This window comes from Methylocella sp. (assembly GCA_037200525.1).
Lineage (GTDB): Bacteria > Pseudomonadota > Alphaproteobacteria > Rhizobiales > Beijerinckiaceae > Methylocapsa.
Genome location: JBBCGG010000001.1, coordinates 4,469,187 through 4,488,952, shown reverse-complemented (window position 1 = coordinate 4,488,952; position 19,766 = coordinate 4,469,187). Strand labels below are relative to the sequence as shown.

Below are 19,766 nucleotides of genomic sequence, written 5' to 3'. Positions count from 1 at the left end.
CGGAGTGGAGCGTGGCCCTGGCGAGACCCCGATGGATCGGCGATGAGGCGCGCGACCCGACCGCCTTGCATTTATCGATGCTCGCCGCGCTTTTATTTCTGCCTCTCGGACTTCACTTGCCTTATTTCTCGGTGTGGCTCGCGGCGCGGGGGCTAACGGACGCTCAGATCGCCGCGACCCTCGCGACTCCGCTGGTTTTGCGAGTCGTCACGACGCCGCTCATTGCCGCTATGGCGGACAAACGCGGGATTGGCCTCATTCTGGCGATTTGCGCGGCGATGCTGCTCGCCGGCTATTGCAGCCTCGCTCTCGTCAATGGTTTTGCGCCGATTTTCGCTGGCGCGCTTGTCGTTGCGCTGGCCATGGGCTCGATGCCGTCGCTCGCCGACGCGCTGACTCTGAATGAGGCGCGCCGCGCCGAATTGGCCGGCTCGCGCCGCATCGCCTACGGCCACATCAGGGTTTGGACTTCGATTGGCGTCCTGGCGATGATGCTTCTGTCCGGACGCATCGTTGAAATATTCTCTGGCGATCGCATCATTTTCGCGCTCGCTATCGCGGCGGTCCCATCCTTGTGCGTCGCTGTTCTGACCGCCGCTAAAATGGGCGGGACCGAGATTCATCATAAGCTCAAAGGGAGCGGATTGACCGCCGATCCAGCCCGGCTGCGGCTCGCCATCGTTGGCATTTGCGCGGCGGCGCTGATTCAGTCGAGCCATGCCGAGGTCTATTCCTTCGCAACCATCAATTGGCGGAAGGCAGGCTTCCCGCCCGATCTGATCAGCATCGCATGGGCGCTTGGGGTTGTGTCGGAAAGCGTGGTTTTCGTGGTCGTGGGGCGGTTCTTCCGGACGGACAAAAATGCGATCGCCTTTCTCGTTATCGGCGCGGCGGGGGCTGCGCTGCGGTGGATCGCCATGAGTTTCGATCCGGGCGCTTTTAGCGTCCTTGCGCTGCAAACGATGCATGGCTTGAGCTTCGGCGCGACTACATATGGCGGTGTGCTGCTGCTCGGCGGCCTCGCCCTGCCGACGCATCGGGCGCGGATGCAAGGCTGGCTCGCCGCCGCTTCGTCTTTGAGCCTCGCCGCAGCGACATTCGTCAGCGGCAAATTGACCGGCCAATTCGGCGAAAGGGCCTATCTCGCCATGGCTGGCCTCGCCGGGGCGGGCCTGCTGCTTGCCTTGGCTGCGGGCGCCCTCAAACGGCGCCTGCCAAGCTCCTCATTCGGCGGCTGAGCGATCGGCGGCAAGACCCGGCGGGGGCAGAAACCTGAGCTTTCGCAGCTTGTCCTTTTCATTGGCTTTATTATGGTCCCGCGCGATCAGCGTATACATCGCGGGCGTGACGAAGAGCGTGAAAATCGTGCCGATGCTCATCCCCGACGCGATGACGACGCCGATCGCAAAACGGCTGCGCGCCCCGGCTCCCTCCGCAAGGATCAACGGGATCATGCCGACGACCATGGCCGCCGTTGTCATCAGAATGGGACGCAGCCGGACGCCGGCGGCGTGTTCGATGGCTTCGCGACGGGTCATGCCTTCGCCCTTCTGCATTCGGTTGGCGAATTCCACCATCATGATGCCGTGCTTGGAGATGAGGCCGATGAGGGTGACGAGGCCGATCTGCGAATAGATGTTCATGCTCGCCGCGCCGACGACCCCGAGAATGTTCAAAGGCAACAGCGCGCCGAACATCGAGGTCGGCAATGCGATCAGAATGATCAACGGATCGCGGAAGCTTTCGAACTGCGCCGCAAGCACCAGGAAAATGACGATAAGGGCGAAGACGAAGGTCAGCAGCAGCGTATTGCCTTCCTGAACGAATTGCCGGCTCTCGCCCTGATAGTCGATGGTATAGCCGGAGGGCAGAATCTCATTCGCTTTCCGTTGCAGAAATCCGATCGCCTCTCCGAGCGTATGGCCGGGGAAAGGCACGGCCTGCAGCGTCGCCGAATTCAATTGCTGGAAGGTCGGCAAACCATTCGGCTGCACGCTGTTCGAGATGCTGGCGACAGTGGCCAGCGACACCAATTCGCCGGTGGCGGTGCGCAGCTGGTAGCGGGTCAGCCAATCGGGCGTCAGCCTGAAATCGCGCGGCGCCTGCGCGATGACATGATAGCTGCGCCCGTCCAGATTGAACTGGTTGATGAAATTGCCGCCGAGCAGGGTGGCGAGCGAGGAGCCGATTTCCTGCATGCTGACGCCAAGGCGGTTCGCCTTGTCGGCGTCGATTTTGTATTCGATCTGCGGCAAATCGAATTTGAGATCGCTGTCGGTGAAGATGAACAAGCCGCTTTCGCGCGCGGCAGCCTCCAGCTTCGCCATGACGTCGGCGATCTGCTTGTAGTCGCCGATGCTGCGGATCACGAACTGGACAGGCGGACCGCCCGTCGAGCCGGGCAGCGACGGCGGCGAGAAAGCGATGATTTGGGCGCCGGTGACCGCCGAGAGCTTTGGCTGCAGCTCGGTGATGATCTGTTTCTGATTGCGTTGTCGGTCGCCCCACGGCTTCAAGATTATGCCGCCAAATCCCTGATGCACGCCGGCTGAGCCATTGATGAGGAAGACATGATCTTTCTCGGGGATCTGATCGGCCGCAAGCTGCACTTGCCCGGTGGCCTTCTCCATATAGTCCAGGTTGGCGTATTGCGGCGATTTGATAAGAGCGAAGATCGCGCCTTGATCTTCTTCCGGGGCCAGCTCCTTCGGCGTCGACATGAACATCACGGCGGTGAGCGCAAGGACCCCAATCAGGATCAACACCGTCAGGGCGCGAAAATTCAGGGTTTTATGCAACCGGCTCTGGTAGACGCGACGCAATCCGCCGAACATCCTGTCGAGGAAAGCCGGAAAGCCGCGCGGCGTCGGCGAAGGCGGCTTCAAAAGCAGCGAACACATCATCGGCGACAAGGTGAGGGCGATAACGCCCGACACCACAACCGCGCCGGCGAGAGCGAAGGCAAATTCGCGAAACAGCGCCCCCGTCAGTCCGGAAACGAAACCGATCGGCGCATAAACCGCGGCGAGCGTGATCGTCATCGAAATGACCGGGCCAGTAATTTCGCGTGCGCCTTGCAATGCGGCGCCTCGCGCCGGCATCCCGTCCTCCATATGGCGGTAGATGTTTTCGACGACGACGATGGCGTCGTCGACGACGAGGCCGATCGCGAGCACGAGCGCGAGCAAGGTTAGAAGGTTCAGCGAATAGCCTAACGCCAGAAGAACGATCATCACGCCGACGAGAGACAGCGGGATGGTGACGATCGGGATGATCGTTGAGCGGAAATTGCCGAGGAACAGAAAGATCACGATAACGACGACGATCGCCGCTTCCGCCAGCGTCTTCTCGACCTCGCGGATCGAGGCGCGGATGAACTCGGTCGCGTCATAGGCGATTGAGGCCTCAAGGCCGACAGGGAGCTGCGCCCGCAGCTCCGGAAACGCTGCGCGGACGTCATTGATCACGCTTAGCGGGTTGGCGGTTGGCGTCGGATAAATGCCGATGAAGACGGCTTTGAGACCATCGAAAGCGGAGGAGGAGTCAACCGACTCGGGTCCAAGTTCGATATCGGCTATGGCCCCGAGGCGCGTTAAAGCGTCGCCTCGCGCGGAGACGACCAATTGGCCGAAGGCCTTGGCCGAGTTGAGCGAGGTCTGAGCGTCGATTGAGGTTTGAACGAAGTCGCCTTTGATCTGGCCCGCCGCCGCAGTGAAATTATTTGCCGCCAGAGCCACTCTGACGTCATTGGGCGTCACGCCTTGCGCCGCCATCTTGTTCGGATCGAGCCAAACCCGCATCGCGAATGTCTGGCCGCCAAGGATCTGCGCATTGGCGACGCCATCGATGGTCTGAAGCTTGGGCTGAACGACCCTGGTCAGATAATCGGTGATCTGCGAGGCCGTCATGATTTTCGAATTGAACGACATATAGAGCAGGGCGGTCGCATCGCCGGTCTGCTTCACGACAATAGGGTCCAGCGCGTCGCGAGGAAGCAGATATTTGACCTGATTTACCTTCGAGAGAACATCGGCCACCGCCCGATCGGGATTGGCGTTCAAGAGAAGATTGAGGGTGATCGTCGAGGCGTTCTGCTGCGAGTCCGAAACCAGCGTATCGATGCCTTCGGCGCTTGCGACGGCCTGCGCGATCGGCGTCGTGATGAAACCTTTGACCACATCCGCATTGGCGCCAGGATAGGATGTCATAATGGTGATCGTGGTCGAGGAGAGCTCAGGATATTGACGGACCTGCAGCTTGAATGCGGATTGCAGGCCGACAAGCAGAATCATCAGGCTGACGACGCTGGCGAGAACTGGTCGACGAATAAAAATATCAGTGAATGACATTTTTATTCCTTCGGCCGAACGGCGGGCGGCGTTAGCTTCGCAGTCGGATCGATGCGCACGCGCGCGTCCGGTTGCAGCTTGACCTGGCCTTCGCTGACTACCTTTTCACCTGCTTTCAAGCCTTCGAGAATTGCAACCCGATCGTCGCGCGTGTCGCCGACGCGCACAAAGCGGCGCTCCACCTTTAACGGCGCATCGCCGCCTGCGGGGGCCGCCTGCGCCTCGCCCTCGCCAGCGGACGCGGCCGGGACCACCACAAAAACATTATCGCCATAGAGCGAATAATTGATCGCCGTGCGGGGAAGGGTCACCACCTCGGCAGGATTGCCCGCGATGACGTTCACATTGGCGAACATGCCGGGCAATAATTGCTTATTCTTGTTGTCGAATTGGCCGCGCACCAGAATGTTGCGGCTGTCAGGCGAGATCCGCGCGTCGATGGTGGCGATCACGCCGCGAAAAACCTTGCCGGGATAGGCGTCAACCTGCACCTCTATAGTCTGGCCGGGTTTCAGGACATCCAGCCATTTTTCCGGCGCGGGAAAATCGACGTAAATCGGATCCAATTGCTGCAAAGTGATGAGGCTCGTTCCCGGCGAAACATATTGGCCGAGGTCCATTTTGCGAATGCCGACGCGGCCGGCAAAGGGCGCGGCGATCTTCTTCTCCGTGATGATCGCGCGCACCCGCTCGACGGCGGCGGCGGCGGAATCGCGCGCGGCCTCCGCCGCATCGAAACTGGATTTCGCGGTATTGCCGGTCACCGTCAATTGGCGCTGCCGCTCAAGCACAAAATCGGCGTTCTTCAAGGTCGCCAGATTACTTTTGAGATCGGCTTGCTCGACAAAATTGTCGACCTCGAACAAAGGCTGGCCCTTTTCAACGTCCTGGCCGGACGCGACATTGACCGCAACTAGCGCCCCGCCGATCTGAGGCGCGACATCTATGCCCTCGAATGCCCGGAAGCTGCCGATGGCCGGCAACTTTGGCTCCCAGATATCGGCGGAGGCTTCGGCGACCGCCACGGTGGCGGGCGGCGGCGCGGCCTGAGCGATGAATTGCTTGATCATCTGCGGCTTGATGACGAACTGAAAAAAGCCGAGACCGCCGCTGAGCCCGACCAGAACCAGGAAGACGGCGATTAAAATTATGGCGCGCTTCAATGTGTCGACCAGATCCAGCTCGAGTTGAAACAAATCACCGCATTGCAAAGGCCGATTTTAAAAAAGCTTGCGGCGTCTCGCCGCTAAAAAGTCTGCGACAGTTAAATGCATTTGAAAAAAAAGGACAGTCCACGAAATGGGGATAGAAGCGCTACCCGAGGCGCCTTTCCGGCGCCTTTCTGTCGTCGATCGAAGCCTTGAGTCCTTGGCGAAACTGCGAGAAGCGTTGGCGGTAAACTCATCAATCGACGCGTTGCCAATACAGCGACGCGGGCCTTGCGCTTATGCGAACGATTTCCCGGAAATCAAAATTTTACGAGAAATGCGGCGCTCAACAGAACGCAATAATTATAGCCCGCATTGGCCTCATTTTTCAAGGCAGGCGCACAAAGACAAAGCTTTCAGGCGCCCCGCAATCGCGGAGCGCCTCGCAGAAATCTTGCGTTTTGCGAAGACCAGATTGCAAAGATCAAGGCAGTCCGTCAGGTCAGGACGCCATAGGTCTTGAACCAGGCTTGCATCCTGTTCCAAGCGTCTTTCGCCGCCTCAGGTTGATAAGACTGGCGATGGTCCGCGAAAAAGCCGTGCCCGGCGTTAGGATAGATCTTGAATTCAACGGTTTTGCCCGCGGCTTTCAGCCTTTCCTCCATTTGCTTGACCTGAGCCGGGGGAATGCCCTGATCGTCCGCGCCGTAAAGCCCGAGCACCGGCGACTTAACCTCTTCGGCCAGTTCGAAAGCATTCTTCGGCATCGCCGCGCTCGCCGGATCCATCAGGGTGCCGTAGAAAGCGACCGCCGCCTTGAGGTTCGGATTATGCGTTGAATAAAGCCAAACCGTGCGTCCGCCCCGGCAAAAGCCCACGATGCCGAGACGGTTGAGGTCGCCGCCCTGCGATTTGGCCCAAGCGGCCGTCGCATCGAGATCCGAAAACAACTCCGTATCCGGCTTGGCGTTCACCAAGGGCATCAATTGCTGGATATCCGGGATTTGGGTCAGGTCGCCTTTGCGGAAGTAATAATCCGGGGCGACCGCGAAGGCGCCGAGCTTGGCGAGCCGCCGGGTCACGTCCTTGATGTATTCATGCAGCCCGAAGACCTCGATCGCGACGAGAATGACCGGCGGGTTGGCGACGCCCTTGGGTTTGGCGAAATAGATCGGCATCTCGCCGTCGCTCACCTTCACCTTGGCGTCGCCGACGGTGAGGCCCTCGGCATCGGTCTTGATGGCGTCGGCGAACACAGGACCGGCGGCGAGCGTATATCCCGCCGCCGCGGCGGCCGAGGTCGCCATCATAACGCGGCGCGAGAGGGGCGGCGGCGTGGTCAGTCCTATGACATCGGACATCAGTATTTTGGCGGGCATCGAAATTTCCTTTGCATCTATCTGCGTGGCGGCCACCCTGTACACGAAATTTCGCGACCCTGCAGAGCGCTGCACGCTCCAGGCAAAAATAAGACTATCTCAAGCGTGCCGTAAAGACGGCCCGAAGGCGCCAGCCTATGCGGCTGGGCCGCGCGCCGCCATGCAGATGCAGAGGTCGAAACGCAAGCCTCGATTGGCCTTCCCGCATGCATTAGAGGCGTCGTCCATAATTTTTACATAATGCTATGCATGCCCCGCGATGCTACGTTGCAGGTGGGACGAGGCTTGCGAAGGGGGCGCGTCTTCTCGCCACCCGACGCCGTGCTAACGCCCGATGATTTTTCACAGAGGAATGTTCATCCATCAGAATCTGACAGAGGGGGGTAGCCATGAAAAAATGCTTTTCGCTTATTGGCTTAGCTCTGCTTGCGACGCCGGCTATGGCGTTCGATCAAGGATCGCTGCCTTGCGATATTCCCGATGCGACAGTTTCTAAAATTCAAAAGCAGCTCGCCATCGTCGTTGCATTGCCTGATGCGAACGGCGGCATATTCAAGCCAAATTTGATGTGGTCGGCGATCGTCGATCGCAGGGGGCAGATTTGTTCGGTCATTAGCATCGGCGACGCCTGGCCGGGCAGCCGCGCGATCGCCATCGCCAAAGCCAGCACGGCGAATAGCTTCAGCAACGACAAACTGGCGCTCTCGACTGCAAATTTATACGGCCCTACCCAGCCGGGCGGCTCGCTTTACGGCCTCAATAACTCAAACCCGTTCAATCCGGATTTTCTCGCGCAAAATTCGTTCTCGCCCAGTTATCAGACCGCCGACAACGGCAACAATTGGAGCAATGGGCAAACGCCCAAGGTCCCGGGCGGCATTATCACCTTCGGCGGAGGGGTGGCGCTCTACGTGGGCGGCAAGGTCATCGGCGGACTTGGAGTCAGCGGCGATAGCTCCTGTGCGGACCATGCAATCGCCTATCGGATGCGCAGGAACGCAGGATTTGATAAAATTCCCGCCGGCGTCGCTCCCGGAAACACCGATAATATAATTTATGCGGCCACGGGCACGCCTCCGACCGGCTTCCAGCAACCGCATTGTTTCCCAAGCGACATAACGCCATAAAACAAAAGAGCGGCGCGCTTCCATCGAAACGCGCCGCTTCGCTTCAATTGAAGCGCATGATCTTGAGTTTAGCGCTTGACGCTGTCTGCGACCTTGCGGCCCGCGTCCTTCACATCGCCAACTGACTGGCGGATGGCTCCCTCCGCCTTATCGGCCTTGCCTTCGGCTTCCAGCTTCTTGTTGCCCGTGACGTGACCGGCCGCTTCCTTCACAGATCCTTTGATTTTATCGGCGGCGCCTTTGATATGCTCTTTGTCGACCATTGTGGACTCCCGTTCCGTGTTGGTGTCGCGAGCGGAACGTCGAACCGGCGCCTAGGTTCCCGGCGAAATCCGGGGAGATTCAATCAGATCGCCAAGGTTGAGCCATGAGCCCGCGCGATCATTCCGCCGTTTCGGGGCCTGAAGTCGCCTTGGAAGGCCTGCGTTGACTGACGCGCCTCAAACTGGTCTACATCGCCGCGCATCAAAGACCCAACCATGTCGAGACCGGTTCCGCCGAATGAACGTGCTGACGCCTTTTGAAAACGCCTGGCATTATCGCGAATTGATCAGGGCAGTGGTGCGGCGCGAATTGGCGGTGCGGTTTCGCGGGTCGATTCTTGGCTGGCTTTGGGCCATCTTCGGCCCGCTCTTGATGCTCTCGGCCTATACCGTGATCTTCTCAAACGCGGTTGGCCTTCCGCCTTCCGCCCGCGGCGTCGGGGTCGGCGGCTACGCTTTGTCGATCTTCACCGGATTGATCGTGTTCAATCTTTTCAGCGAACTCGCCTATCGCTCGCCGGGGATGCTCCACGAACAGGCGGCCGTAATCAAAAAATCGATCTTTCCGAGCGAAACCTTGGCCTGGACGGCGTCGATCCGCGCCTCGGTCTATGCCTTGATCAGCCTGGCGGTCCTGATTGTTTTCAAGCTGGCGGTGAGCCGCTGGCTGCCGCCGACGGCTTTGCTCTTGCCTTTTGTCGTCTTTCCCTTCTTCCTGTTTCTGCTCGGCGTGTCCTGGTTTTTGATGGCGCTTGGATCATTCACGCGAGATGTCGCCCATCTCATGATCTCGATTGTGCCGGTATTCATGTTTGCGACGCCGATCTTCTATTCCATCGACGACGTGCCGCCGCACCTGCGTCTTTATGTGCATTTCAATCCGATCGGCAACTATGTTGAAATGATTCGCGACGTTCTCTTGTTCGACCGGCTGCCGAACGCGCTGCTGTATTGCGCGACGGTCGCCGGTTCGCTGCTGGTTTTCTACTTCGCCTATCGTTTTTTCATGCAATACAAGGCCGTGTTCGTCGATGTCATCTGATCTTGTCATCAGTTGCGATAATGTCGGGAAGGCGTTCCAGCTCTATCTGCGCCGGAATGACCAGCTCAAGCAGGCGATTTTCGGTCATTGGAAACAATTCTACCACAAGCATTGGGTGCTGCGGGACGTCACCTTTAAGATCAAACGCGGCGAGCGCGTCGGCATCATTGGCCGCAACGGCGCCGGCAAGACAACTCTACTCCAGATCATCTGCGGCATTTCCCGCCCGACGCAAGGCAGCGTCAACGTCGTTGGGCGGGTGGCGCCGATCCTCGCGCTTGGATCAGGCTTCGATCATGAGTTGACGGGCCGTGAAAACGCGCTGATCGGCGGCGCAATTCTCGGCATGCGCCGGTCGGTCATCGAACAGCGTCTCGATTCCATCGCCGCCTTCGCGGAGATCGGCGAATTTTTCTATCAGCCGCTGAAAATGTATTCGACCGGCATGGCCGCGCGGCTGGCTTTTGCGGTCTGCGCCCATGCCGACGCCGATATTCTGATCGTCGACGAAGCGCTCTCTGTCGGGGACGCCGAGTTTGGCGCCAAATGCGATGCTTTCATTCAAGATTTTGCGAAGAAAGGCACAATTCTCGTCGTCTCGCATGATCTCGAGGCTCTGGCGACCATCTGCGACCGCGTCATCTGGATCGAGGACGGAGCAGTGCGCGAATTTGGAGCGCCAAAAGAGGTGATTGCGGATTATCGCACGGCGATAGAGGGCAAGGCCTTGGCTGCTCAAGCGGCGACGCTTTGAGCCTCAAGGGCGGTCAGCCGCCTCACCCCTCAATAAAGGCGCGCACAACAGCCTTGCGGCGACGTTAAAATCATGAATGAAAGCCTCGCGCGTGGCGCTCGCATACTTCAGCCCGTTCGCTGTCGCATGCAGCGTTCGCGCTAACTGCTCCGCCGTAAGATTTTGGAGGCCGTAGGCGCTGGCCAGACGAGACTCCGCGATTGCGGCGGCGATCGCTTTCGCGAACTGAGCTTCATAGTCGCAGACGATGGGGCCGAGCAGAGTTTTGCTGGCCTCGATCAGATCCGTGGCGTCCGCGCCGATCATCCCAATATGCCGGCCATACCATTGGTCAAATGCGCGAACGAGCCTCAAATCGAGCGGCTGCGTCGCATCGCCAAGAGCTGATCGGGCGCTCCGCAATCCGCCTTCGAGGACGTTGAGGACTACGGCCCGAAGCAACGCCTCCTTGGTGGCGTAGTGCAGATAGAGGCCCTGCCGCGAGATCTGCGCTGCCCGCGCCACTTCCTCCATCGACGTTTTGCGAAATCCATAACGTGCGAACACCCCTAGCGCGGCGTCGAGCAGGGCGTGGCGGCGCGCATCGTCCCCAGGTCTGGCGTCCTCCAAAGCGGCTCTCCTAGTCAGTCAGACTTCTTTAATCAAAATTGACAATAAATGTATATTCTGTCAAGTTTGCGCCCGGCATTACATTAGATGAAACCGATAACGCCTAACTCAAATCGAGAAGGATTTCACCATGTCGCTTCCAGCGTTGTTGAAAGGCAAAGGCCCGAGCGGTTTTGAATATGGGCCCACTGCGGAGCAGGTGACGGCGGGGCTTGATCTCACCGGCCGCACGATTCTGGTGACCGGGGCCAACTCGGGTCTTGGGCTGGAGACCGTCCGCGTTCTTTCCAAGCGAGGCGCCCGCATCATCGCCGCGGCGCGTACGGTCGAAAAAGCGCGCGCCGCTTGCGGCGCGATGGGAGGAGACATCGTTCCGGTCGCGTGCCATCTCTCCGACCCCGCCTCTGTGCGGGCATGCGTTGCGACGGTGAAGGCAAGCGGCGCGAAGCTCGACGCCATCATCTGCAATGCCGGCATCATGGCCTTGTCGAAGCTTGAGCAGGCCCATGGCTATGAGCTGCAGTTCTTCACCAATCACATCGGTCATTTCATTCTAGTCACTGGCCTTATTGACCACCTCGCAGATAAAGGGGTCGTCATGCTCTCGAGTTCAGGGCACCAGTTCGCCCCAAAAGTCGGCATCGAATTCGACAATCTCTCCGGGCAGCGCGGCTACGGACCCTGGCGCGCCTACGGCCAATCCAAGCTGGCCAATCTACTGTTCGCCAAACAACTGGCCAAGCGCCTCGCCGGGACCGGCAAGACCGCCAACGCGCTGCATCCGGGCGGCATCATGACCAATCTCGGCCGCAATCTAGGGCCCAGACCCATAAAATGGTTGGCGTGAGAGGCGGGTTGTGATTCACAGCTTCCGAAAGGAAGCGACTATGAATCGGGATCAATTCTGGCTGACGGACGCGCAGTTCGCGAAGATCGCGCCGCATCTTCCCACGGACACGCGCGGCAAGGCGCGCGTCGATGATCGCCGGGTGATCAGCGGGATCATTCATGTGCTGAAATCTGGCGGACGCTGGATTGACGCGCCGCTGGAGTACGGGCCAAAGAAGACTCTCTACAATCGCTACGTTCGCTGGGCTGCTAAGGGCGTTTGGATCGATCTGTTCCACGCGCTTGCGCAAGCAGGCGGGCCGCCGGCGCAGGTCCTCATCGACTCCTCGGCGGTCAAGGCGCATCGCTCGGCCAGTGGCGGCAAAGGGGGGAGAAGAATCAGGCCATCGGCCGTTCGCGCGGCGGGCGCACAACCAAAATCCACGCATTGACCGATGCGGACTGCCGCCCGCTGTCTTTCATGCTCACCGGCGGCCAAATCGCCGATTGCTCGGCGGGCGCGGAGCTTATCGCGCGACTTCCTCCTTGCGAAATCCTCCATGGCGACAAGGGCTACGACGCAAATGCGATCCGTCGGCAGGTCGAGGAGCGCGGAGCTATGCCGAATATCCCGCCCAAGGCCAATCGCAGGTGGAAGAACTGCTTCTCGCCCTTCCTCTATCGAAACCGCAACGCCATCGAACGCATGTTCTGCCGCCTGAAAGACTTCAGGCGCGTGGCTACGCGCTACGACCGAAACGCCATAAACTTCCTCGCGACAGTCTGCATCGCCGTTACCGTCAGCTACTGGTTGTGAGTCTGGACCCTAAGCGCGCCGCTGCAATTGGTCGGAGCAATCCTCAGCCCTCTTCTCCTGAAGACGATTCCGCAGGGGACAGCGACGCAATGTTATGTTGCAACTCATCCCTCTCTCGATGCCGTCAGCGGCGAATATTTCGCCGATTGCAACATCGCTAAATCGAGCCCTATTTCGCACGATCCCGCCTTGGCGGCGCGGCTGTGGGATGAATCCGAGCGCATCGTGGCGAAGCTTTAGGCCAAAGAATCTAGCCGGCCAGCGCGGCGGCGTGTCCGGCTGTCGTCTTGATCCTGGGAAATCTGGCGTACTGCCGCTGGATCAGGAAAAGGGCGACAATGAACTCCGTAAGAATCGCAAGGCCGACAACAATCACGAGGCGGGGATCCTGACGCACCAGCGTTTCCGCGCAGACGAGGATGCCGACATGGGTCAGCGGGATGATGAGGATGGTCGATGTCGTCGCCGCCGAGCCTCGGCCAGTCGCCGCCGACACAGTCAAAACGAGGCCGATCGCCAGCAGCGTATGCGCGAGCGCCAGTAAAGGGATCGCGAAGCGTTTGGTTCCCTCGCTCACCCATTCCGCGAAGCGGGCGGGGCCATCGACGTTGGCCGGGCGTCCCGCGAAAAACTCGCCCATCGGCAATTCGAAGACGCCGCGCCAATCGCGCTTAGGCAACGCGCCGTTGCCCTGCATATCGACCGGGATGACATATTGATCGAAATTCGCGCTGCGCATGGAGGAGCCTCCTTCCGGGAGCGTCTCGATCGAGCCGTGGTTTAAAATAATGACGACGCCTTGCTGGTCGCGGCGGAACTCCGCTTCATTGGCGTTGATGACTTCTTCTTCGTTCTTGTCGGTCGAGAACTGGTGGATGAACATGCCCGACACGACATCGGCGGACTGCCAGCGCTGAAAGTACATGCTTCGCGCGCCTTTCTCGAAGGTGTAGAAATGCGCCGGCTCCAGCATGCGATGATTGAGCGAATTGCGGATCACATAGAGCACGTCATGCATCTGGCCGACATAGGACGGCGCGAAATAGCACGAAAGCCAATAGCCCGCTCCGACAGCGAGCGTCGCGACGAGAAGCGCCGGAACGCAGATCGACCAGACCGAAAGGCGCAGAGAATAGAGCACTGCGATCATGCCCTCCGACGACATGCGGGCGAATTCGAGCGCGATGGCGACGCCGACCGCCATCGGCAAGGCTATGTAGAGCACAGTCGGCAAGGTCCCAAGCAGGGCGGGGATGAGAAGTCCGCCGCGCAGGGCGGCAGGGGGAAGGTCGTGCAACAGGGAGGTCATAACGAGAGGGACGCATAGCGTCGTCTCGATCAGCAGAGCGGTCAGCGCCATCCGTTTGGCGAGATAAAAGTTAAGCAGCCGAGGCATCAGGTTTTCATGCGCGCTTGAGCCTGTTTCGCATATTCGTGCCAGGCTTTGTCGAAAACGCGGCGGCCGGGCAGCGACACGGCGCCGGCCCAATGCGCGAAGAAAATGCGATTGCCCGCGCCATCGAGCGGCTTGCCGTCGGCATCGAAACTGACATCCTTGGCTTTATAGAAGCTTTCATCCGAGCCGCCCGCGACGCATTCGGTGAGGGAGGCGATCTTCAAACCGCGCCGATGCGTCACGAAATTGCTCAAGGGCTGGGCGAACAGCATGCCATGTTTGCGCACGTCATGGAAAATCGCTTCATCCTGCGCGATCACATCGAAGAAATCCTGCAGCGACAGGATCTTGTTCGAAGTGAGAAAGAAGCCGTCGTTGAACAGTCTTACATCGCGCAGAAAATCGTATTTCGCGCGCTTTTTGTTGTAAACATATTCCTCGCTTGTCGAAGCCATGATGAAATCAACGCTGCCGGGCTTAAGCTTGCCGAAAACCTCGCGAACATCGCGAAAAAGAATCGTGTCGACATCAATATAGAGAACTTCATCGAGCGGCAGCGCGAGGGAGAGAAATTTGCGCAAGCGGAGGCGATGGCCCGGGAACAAAGGATAGAGCTTGCTGGCCAAGGCGTCGAGTTCGCGCGAATCTTCGGTGACGAGGTGAACGCCGTAAATCTCAGCCGCGCGCCGCGTCAAAGCGAGATTGTCGTCATATGGAATAAGATAGAGCGGCGTTTGCTCATTGGTCGCGCGGTAACTCTCCAGAAATGGCAGCAGCCAGTCGGAAATGCGGTCATTGGCGACCACGGCGACGCCGTATGTCTTGGAGGTTTGAGGGACCTTGGACGCTTCTGAAATCTTCAAGACTTCGGAAGCGTCGGCGACCGCAGGCGGATTTGGCGTCATGCCAGTCATATGATTCAGTTCGGACATCGGCTGATTTGGTCGTTCTCGGATTAAACAGACGTGAGCGGTTCAATGAAGATCCGCGCAGCCGGGCGAAGGGCGGTCTCGGCGCAGGAGAGAATGGCGGCGGCTCGGTTTATTCTCGCGGCGGCGGGCTTGATCGGGAGCGTCCTGCGTTATTAATCCCGCCTTGCGGCTCCCATAGCGCAACAATGACGCTCTGTAAAATTCGCCGCGCGAAGACAACTCGCTCGGGCGTCGAAACAGCGCCCGGCTTCGGTGCAATTATCACTTTACGCGCTCAACACAGTTGAGATAGCCGCAGCGTCGCAGAGTTTCGCCTGCGTGACTAAGAAAAACTTTCGCGACCTCCGGCGGCATTTCGTCCTTGTGACTTCCGACCACGCCGCGGCGGAAGAAAAACGGCCCTCCGATAGCGTGGTCAGCGCGGCCGAAGCCCATTTGAGCCTCTTTCTCGCGCAGATTGCGGAATGAGTTGGTTTCCGCCACAGCGAGCAAATGCTCCGCATCCCTAACGATCCCGGCAAAGAGGCAGAAGCGTTCCAGCTGCTTCACTGGTTCGTGGACAAGGTCTTCATATTTGATCAGCAGAATGCGCGCCGCATGGGGGTTCTTGGCCCACGCATCGGCATGCTCGCCCCAATGGCAGGGAAACAAATCGGTCTCAGGACTGACAAATTTGAGAAAGTCTATTTTCGTCTTATCGATCGCCTCGCGATAACGGTGATAGGAAACCATGACGTCGCGGCCATCGCGCAATAGATAAACCACGCGGCGATAATCCGGGCATGGAAGCGCATGCGACTTGAACAACATTGTCGTCGCATAGCGCCGATAATATGCATTGTAATGAACGTCTGGAGTGAGTTCATGCGTCAGCGCAGGGGGGCTGAACTTTGTATTCACTCCGTAAACGACGCCGGCGATCAGATTTTGAAACCAAGTCGCGCCCGATTTTGGGTAACTGACGATGAAGATGTCTTCCGCCTGAAATTGACTTATAGGGCTCCAACCGTCAAAAATCGCTTTCTGCCGCATTCCACGCCAGGATGCGCCGATTCTTCCAAAACGCGACATAACCCAGCTGCCCCCCGGTTGGCCGGTCTTAAGGACTGGCGCCGAGTCGGCGCCTCGTTTAGCTCAAACACTTGCGTTATCGACGCTGTTACTATGCTTTCGCGTATACTTATGGGCAAGATGGATCAAGAGCACCTAGACAACGCCGCGACCAGTCGAACGACGCGAGCATCCAGCATAAGCCAGAGTTTTATCGGCTCGCCGCTCAATGGCGAAACCGTTCTTCTGGTGCACCCGGCTTGGCATTCATGCGGCAGTCATCAAGTTTTCGTGTCGCAGGCGCGGGCCTATCGCAGCCTCGGCGCAAGGGTCTTAACTCTGGCTATCGCCGACGCCCCGGGAGCGACGGAAAACTCGCGCGCCCATAAAACCTACGCTGCGGCGACGCAAGACCTTGAAGCCGAGGCGCGCTTTTATTCGGGCATGCCGTTGTTTTCAGTTTTAAATCCCGATTTTCTGCGGTCGGCGTGGCGATGGCTGCATGGGGATTTTGCCGCCATTCTGGTCGAGAGCGCCAAGTTTGCGCCAATTCCAGCCGGACTCGCCTCGACGCCGCAAATTGATCTCATCCATTGCAATCACTTCTTTTGCATGCCTGCCGCGATGCGTCTGCGCGATAGGCACGGCTGTCCGGTCCTGCTCGACACGCATGATCTGCAAGCGCGCCAATATGCGTTGCGCAATGAGGCGGGCTGGAGCTTGCCGCCGACGGCGCGCTTCGAGGACATGCTGGAGATCGAACTCGCCGCCCTGCGGCAGGCGGACGTGCTGCTGCATCTCAATGACGAAGAAGAGGTGAGTTTCAAACTCCTTCTGCCCGGCAAGCGTCATGAACTGACCTATCCGGCCGTCGCGCCCGTCGCGACTGGCCCTGGCGGATCCGACATCATCATCGTCGCCAGCGCCAATTACGCGAATTATCTGGGAATCGTCTGGTTTCTTGAGGAGGTGCTGCCATTGGCTCCCGGCGTCGAGGTCAAGATCATCGGCAATATCGACGGCGAATTTCGCGCTCGCAATCCCTCGCTGCTGAAGCAGCACGCCCGGCTGTTCCAAGGCCGGATCGCGGATCTTGACGCCGCCTACGCTAAAGCCGCCGCCATCCTGTTGCCGACGACGCAAGGGCACGGCATTTCGATCAAGACTATTGAGGCGATGTCGAGCGGCGCGCCTTTGATCGCCACGCAGCACGCTTTTCGGGGCCTTGGCCTTGATCCGGCGCAGTTGAAAAATGTCGCGCTCGCTGCGGACGCGCCGAGCTTCGCCGCCGCCTTGCGTCGAGCGGACGCTGTCCGGCGTTTGCCGCCGGTCGATCGTCAAAACGCCGATACGCGGCGGATTTATGAGAAATTCTTCGCTTTTGACGCCTATCGCGCGGCGCTTGCGGAGTTGGCCGCCTCGGTTGCGAAGCCGCGGCAGTCCATATAAAGACTTGCTTATATCTTTATTGCGTTTGCCGCGCTGGCCTGTTATAGAGCCGCAATCTCAATTCGGAGCGCCAAGAGGCCATGACCCAATCGTTCAACGACTACGCCATCACTGATATCGGGCTCGCCGCCTGGGGCCGCAAGGAGCTTGCGATCGCCGAAACCGAAATGCCGGGCTTGATGGCGACTCGCGCCGAATTTGGGCCGAGCCAGCCGCTGAAAGGCGCGCGGATCGCCGGATCGCTGCATATGACGATCCAGACGGCGGTGTTGATCGAGACCTTGAAGGCGCTTGGAGCCGACATCCGTTGGGCCTCGTGCAATATTTATTCGACCCAGGATCACGCCGCCGCAGCCATCGCCGCCGCCGGCATCCCGGTCTTCGCCCGCAAGGGAGAGAGCCTTTACGATTATTGGGAATATACCCACAAAATCTTCGAATGGGGCGACGGCGGCGCGCCGAACCTCATCCTCGATGATGGCGGCGACGCCACTATGCTGGTGCATCTTGGCATGCGCGCCGAAGCGGGCGACGCGGCGTTTCTCGATATGCCCGGCAATGAAGAGGAAGAGGTGTTTTTCGCCGCGATCAAGCGACGCCTCGTCTCGCATCCCGGCATCTACACGAAATACGGCAACGCCATCAAAGGCGTCAGCGAAGAGACGACCACGGGCGTGCACCGGCTCTATTTGATGGAGCGCGACGGCAAGCTGCTTTGGCCGGCGATCAACGTCAACGACTCCGTCACCAAGTCGAAGTTCGACAATCTCTACGGCTGCCGCGAATCGCTGGTCGACGGCATTCGCCGCGGCACCGATGTGATGATGTCCGGCAAGGTCGCGATGGTCGCGGGTTTTGGCGATGTCGGCAAAGGTTCGGCCGCGTCCCTGCGCAACGCCGGGGCCCGCGTGCTGGTGTCGGAGGTCGATCCGATCTGCGCCTTGCAGGCGGCGATGGAAGGCTATGAAGTCACGACCATGGAAGACGCGGCCAAGCGCGCCGATATTTTCGTGACCTGCACCGGCAATGTCGACGTCATCACCGTTGATCATATGCGCGTGATGAAAGACCGCGCCATCGTCTGCAACATAGGCCATTTCGACTCTGAAATTCAGGTCGCTGGCTTGCGCAATTTCAAATGGCACAATGTGAAGCCGCAGGTTGACGAGATCGAGTTTCCCGACGGCAAGAGAATCATTCTTTTGTCTGAGGGGCGCCTCGTCAATCTCGGCAATGCGACGGGCCATCCCTCCTTCGTGATGTCGGCCTCGTTCACCAATCAGACCTTGGCGCAGATCGAGCTTTGGACCAAGCAGGGCAAGTATGAGCGCAAGGTTTATACGCTGCCAAAGCATCTCGACGAAAAAGTCGCGATGCTCCATCTCGCCAAGATAGGCGTCAAACTGAGCAAGCTCACCCCGGCGCAGGCGACTTACCTTAACCTGCCGCAGAGCGGGCCGTTCAAGCCGGATCATTATCGGTATTGATGGTTTTGCGCTCGCTCGCTGGTTGCGAGCGAGCGCATCCTCAATGTCTGAATGCGCGGCCGCTCACTTTAAACCCCGCCTTCCGCGCAAATAATTTTCCATTCCGCATCGCTCACCGGCTGCACCGATAGCCGCGAATTATTGACGAGCACCATGTCTTTGAGGCGTGGGTCGGCTTTGATCGCCTCCAAGGTGATGGGGCGCTTCAGAGGCTTGACGGCGCGCACGTCGACCATGCCGAATTTGCCGGTCGGATCGCTCGGATCGGGATAATAAGGCTTTATGATCTCGACGATGCCGACGATCTCCTTGCCTTCGTTCGAGTGATAGAAAAAAGCCTCTTCGCCGACCTTCATCGCCATCAGATTCTGCTTGGCTTGATGATTTCGGACGCCATTCCAGAATGTGCCCTTTTTGCCCGCCGCGACTTGGTCGGTCCAGGACCACGCGTCCGGCTCACTTTTGATCAGAAAATGGGCCATAGCTTTCATCCCCCAAAATAGCTGCAACGGTAATGCGACCGCCCCAAACGCCTCGCTCGCCGAGAGTCTGTTCTCACGCCGGTCCTACCGGGGCGACGCAGACCTTGCAACTTCGCGACCGATCAACCAACCAAGCCATATCATATGGACAGCCCGTTATTTATGCCTCTCTCCCGCCGGTCGCGCGCGCATCGCCGCCGCCGGGCGATTGCGACCGAGCCGCCAGAAGGTCTCGAATTTCCGTAAGGATCTTAACGTCGGCGGGGGGCTCGGCGGCTGCTTCGCTGCGCAGCTTCAATTTGTTCAGACTTCGCACGACGAAGAAGAGCACGATCGCGATAATGATGAAATTGATCGCCACGGTAATGAAATTGCCCCAGCCGAGAACGGCGCCCTGCTTTTTTGCATCGGCATAGGCAAGCCCTTTCTGGACCGCGCCAGACAGCGGGGCGTAATGTCGAGAAATCAAGGCCGCCCGTCACGGCTCCGATCAAGGGCATGAAAATATCGCCGACGATGGATTCGACAATTCGGCCGAAAGCCGCGCCGATGATCACGCCGATGGCTAAATCGACCACGTTGCCCCGCAACGCGAATTTTTTGAACTCCTCCCACATAATGATCCCCCTTTTGCGCCTTGGTCGAGCGGCGGAT

General features: G+C 59.1%; 18 protein-coding genes and 1 pseudogene. 9 read left to right on the top strand and 10 right to left on the bottom strand.

The annotated features are described in order from the left end of the window. Positions 1-11: 11 nt before the first annotated feature. Entirely contained in the window at positions 12-1,238 is a 1,227-nt protein-coding gene (locus WDN46_22075; protein MEJ0095997.1) for an MFS transporter, read from the top strand. Here the strand turns inward: WDN46_22075 and WDN46_22070 are convergent. From WDN46_22070 to WDN46_22060, 3 genes are all read right to left on the bottom strand, one after another. Beyond that, positions 1,224-4,349: an efflux RND transporter permease subunit gene (locus tag WDN46_22070; protein ID MEJ0095996.1), complete on the bottom strand. Its 3,126-nt coding sequence runs from the start codon at positions 4,347-4,349 to the stop codon at positions 1,224-1,226. The two genes, WDN46_22075 and WDN46_22070, sit on opposite strands and share 15 nt — an antisense overlap. 2 nt (positions 4,350-4,351) lie before the next feature. Beyond that, the gene (locus tag WDN46_22065) at positions 4,352-5,545 is read right to left on the bottom strand and encodes an efflux RND transporter periplasmic adaptor subunit (protein ID MEJ0095995.1); all 1,194 of its coding nucleotides are present in this window, start codon (positions 5,543-5,545) and stop codon (positions 4,352-4,354) included. Positions 5,546-5,994: 449 nt separating this feature from the next. Then, a complete protein-coding gene (locus tag WDN46_22060) occupies positions 5,995-6,804 on the bottom strand; it encodes a dienelactone hydrolase family protein (protein ID MEJ0095994.1) in 810 nt (269 codons plus the stop codon). Between the two features lie 512 nt (positions 6,805-7,316). On the opposite strand from WDN46_22060, the gene WDN46_22055 reads away from it, so the two are divergent. Then, the gene (locus WDN46_22055; GenBank protein MEJ0095993.1) at positions 7,317-8,003 is read left to right on the top strand and encodes a heme-binding protein; all 687 of its coding nucleotides are present in this window, start codon (positions 7,317-7,319) and stop codon (positions 8,001-8,003) included. A gap of 68 nt (positions 8,004-8,071) precedes the next feature. On the opposite strand, the gene WDN46_22050 is transcribed toward WDN46_22055, so the two are convergent. After that, positions 8,072-8,266 carry a CsbD family protein gene (locus WDN46_22050; GenBank protein MEJ0095992.1) on the bottom strand — a complete coding sequence of 65 codons (195 nt, stop codon included), beginning with the start codon at positions 8,264-8,266 and terminating at the stop codon, positions 8,072-8,074. Positions 8,267-8,504: 238 nt separating this feature from the next. On the opposite strand from WDN46_22050, the gene WDN46_22045 reads away from it, so the two are divergent. Together WDN46_22045 and WDN46_22040 are read left to right on the top strand one after the other, a co-directional pair. Further along, on the top strand, positions 8,505-9,308 hold the full coding sequence (locus WDN46_22045) for an ABC transporter permease (GenBank protein MEJ0095991.1): 804 nt from the start codon (positions 8,505-8,507) through the stop codon (positions 9,306-9,308). Next, positions 9,298-10,062, top strand: a complete 765-nt coding sequence (locus WDN46_22040; protein ID MEJ0095990.1) for an ABC transporter ATP-binding protein — start codon at positions 9,298-9,300, stop codon at positions 10,060-10,062. Before WDN46_22045 ends, WDN46_22040 begins: the two co-directional genes overlap by 11 nt. Positions 10,063-10,065: 3 nt before the next feature. On the opposite strand, the gene WDN46_22035 is transcribed toward WDN46_22040, so the two are convergent. Then, positions 10,066-10,671: a helix-turn-helix domain-containing protein gene (locus WDN46_22035; GenBank protein ID MEJ0095989.1), complete on the bottom strand. Its 606-nt coding sequence runs from the start codon at positions 10,669-10,671 to the stop codon at positions 10,066-10,068. Between the two features lie 130 nt (positions 10,672-10,801). On the opposite strand from WDN46_22035, the gene WDN46_22030 reads away from it, so the two are divergent. From WDN46_22030 to WDN46_22020, 3 genes are all read left to right on the top strand, one after another. Next, positions 10,802-11,518 carry an SDR family NAD(P)-dependent oxidoreductase gene (locus WDN46_22030; GenBank protein MEJ0095988.1) on the top strand — a complete coding sequence of 239 codons (717 nt, stop codon included), beginning with the start codon at positions 10,802-10,804 and terminating at the stop codon, positions 11,516-11,518. Between the two features lie 40 nt (positions 11,519-11,558). Further along, a protein-coding gene (locus tag WDN46_22025) for an IS5 family transposase (GenBank protein ID MEJ0095987.1) occupies positions 11,559-12,316 on the top strand; the annotation gives its coding sequence in 2 pieces (ribosomal slippage) (positions 11,559-11,898 and positions 11,898-12,316; 759 coding nt in all). A gap of 27 nt (positions 12,317-12,343) precedes the next feature. Next, a complete protein-coding gene (locus WDN46_22020) occupies positions 12,344-12,556 on the top strand; it encodes a hypothetical protein (GenBank protein MEJ0095986.1) in 213 nt (70 codons plus the stop codon). Positions 12,557-12,566: 10 nt separating this feature from the next. Here WDN46_22020 and WDN46_22015 read toward each other — a convergent pair whose 3' ends face one another. The 3 genes from WDN46_22015 to WDN46_22005 form a co-directional block, all read right to left on the bottom strand. Beyond that, entirely contained in the window at positions 12,567-13,712 is a 1,146-nt protein-coding gene (locus tag WDN46_22015; protein ID MEJ0095985.1) for an LptF/LptG family permease, read from the bottom strand. After that, positions 13,712-14,644: a hypothetical protein gene (locus WDN46_22010; protein MEJ0095984.1), complete on the bottom strand. Its 933-nt coding sequence runs from the start codon at positions 14,642-14,644 to the stop codon at positions 13,712-13,714. Before WDN46_22010 ends, WDN46_22015 begins: the two co-directional genes overlap by 1 nt. Before the next feature lie 261 nt (positions 14,645-14,905). After that, on the bottom strand, positions 14,906-15,676 hold the full coding sequence (locus WDN46_22005) for a sulfotransferase domain-containing protein (GenBank protein ID MEJ0095983.1): 771 nt from the start codon (positions 15,674-15,676) through the stop codon (positions 14,906-14,908). 132 nt (positions 15,677-15,808) lie between these two features. Here WDN46_22005 and WDN46_22000 point away from each other — a divergent pair, with 132 nt between their 5' ends. Further along, complete coding sequence (locus tag WDN46_22000) at positions 15,809-17,143, top strand: glycosyltransferase (GenBank protein ID MEJ0095982.1); 1,335 nt, start codon at positions 15,809-15,811, stop codon at positions 17,141-17,143. Positions 17,144-17,223: 80 nt separating this feature from the next. Further along, positions 17,224-18,630 carry an adenosylhomocysteinase gene (gene ahcY / locus WDN46_21995; protein MEJ0095981.1) on the top strand — a complete coding sequence of 469 codons (1,407 nt, stop codon included), beginning with the start codon at positions 17,224-17,226 and terminating at the stop codon, positions 18,628-18,630. Between the two features lie 68 nt (positions 18,631-18,698). On the opposite strand, the gene WDN46_21990 is transcribed toward ahcY, so the two are convergent. Beyond that, positions 18,699-19,112 carry an EVE domain-containing protein gene (locus tag WDN46_21990; GenBank protein ID MEJ0095980.1) on the bottom strand — a complete coding sequence of 138 codons (414 nt, stop codon included), beginning with the start codon at positions 19,110-19,112 and terminating at the stop codon, positions 18,699-18,701. A 160-nt stretch (positions 19,113-19,272) separates the two neighbouring features. Next, positions 19,273-19,729 (bottom strand): annotated as a pseudogene (gene mscL / locus WDN46_21985) (large conductance mechanosensitive channel protein MscL). Between the last annotated feature and the right edge of the window lie 37 nt (positions 19,730-19,766).

Excerpts from the sequence above, each read along its gene's own strand:
- WDN46_22070 (MEJ0095996.1), bottom strand. The coding sequence starts at position 4,349 with ATGTCATTCACTGATATTTTTATTCGTCGACCAGTTCTCGCCAGCGTC.
- WDN46_22060 (MEJ0095994.1), bottom strand. The coding sequence starts at position 6,804 with ATGGCGACCTCGGCCGCCGCGGCGGCGGGATATACGCTCGCCGCCGGT.
- WDN46_22000 (MEJ0095982.1), top strand. The coding sequence starts at position 15,809 with ATGCTTTCGCGTATACTTATGGGCAAGATGGATCAAGAGCACCTAGAC.
- WDN46_22050 (MEJ0095992.1), bottom strand. The coding sequence starts at position 8,266 with ATGGTCGACAAAGAGCATATCAAAGGCGCCGCCGATAAAATCAAAGGA.
- WDN46_22005 (MEJ0095983.1), bottom strand. The coding sequence starts at position 15,676 with ATGCGGCAGAAAGCGATTTTTGACGGTTGGAGCCCTATAAGTCAATTT.
- WDN46_22010 (MEJ0095984.1), bottom strand. The coding sequence starts at position 14,644 with ATGTCCGAACTGAATCATATGACTGGCATGACGCCAAATCCGCCTGCG.
- WDN46_22045 (MEJ0095991.1), top strand. The coding sequence starts at position 8,505 with ATGAACGTGCTGACGCCTTTTGAAAACGCCTGGCATTATCGCGAATTG.
- WDN46_22055 (MEJ0095993.1), top strand. The coding sequence starts at position 7,317 with ATGGCGTTCGATCAAGGATCGCTGCCTTGCGATATTCCCGATGCGACA.
- WDN46_22030 (MEJ0095988.1), top strand. The coding sequence starts at position 10,802 with ATGTCGCTTCCAGCGTTGTTGAAAGGCAAAGGCCCGAGCGGTTTTGAA.
- ahcY (MEJ0095981.1), top strand. The coding sequence starts at position 17,224 with ATGACCCAATCGTTCAACGACTACGCCATCACTGATATCGGGCTCGCC.
- WDN46_22040 (MEJ0095990.1), top strand. The coding sequence starts at position 9,298 with ATGTCATCTGATCTTGTCATCAGTTGCGATAATGTCGGGAAGGCGTTC.
- WDN46_21990 (MEJ0095980.1), bottom strand. The coding sequence starts at position 19,112 with ATGGCCCATTTTCTGATCAAAAGTGAGCCGGACGCGTGGTCCTGGACC.
- WDN46_22015 (MEJ0095985.1), bottom strand. The coding sequence starts at position 13,712 with ATGCCTCGGCTGCTTAACTTTTATCTCGCCAAACGGATGGCGCTGACC.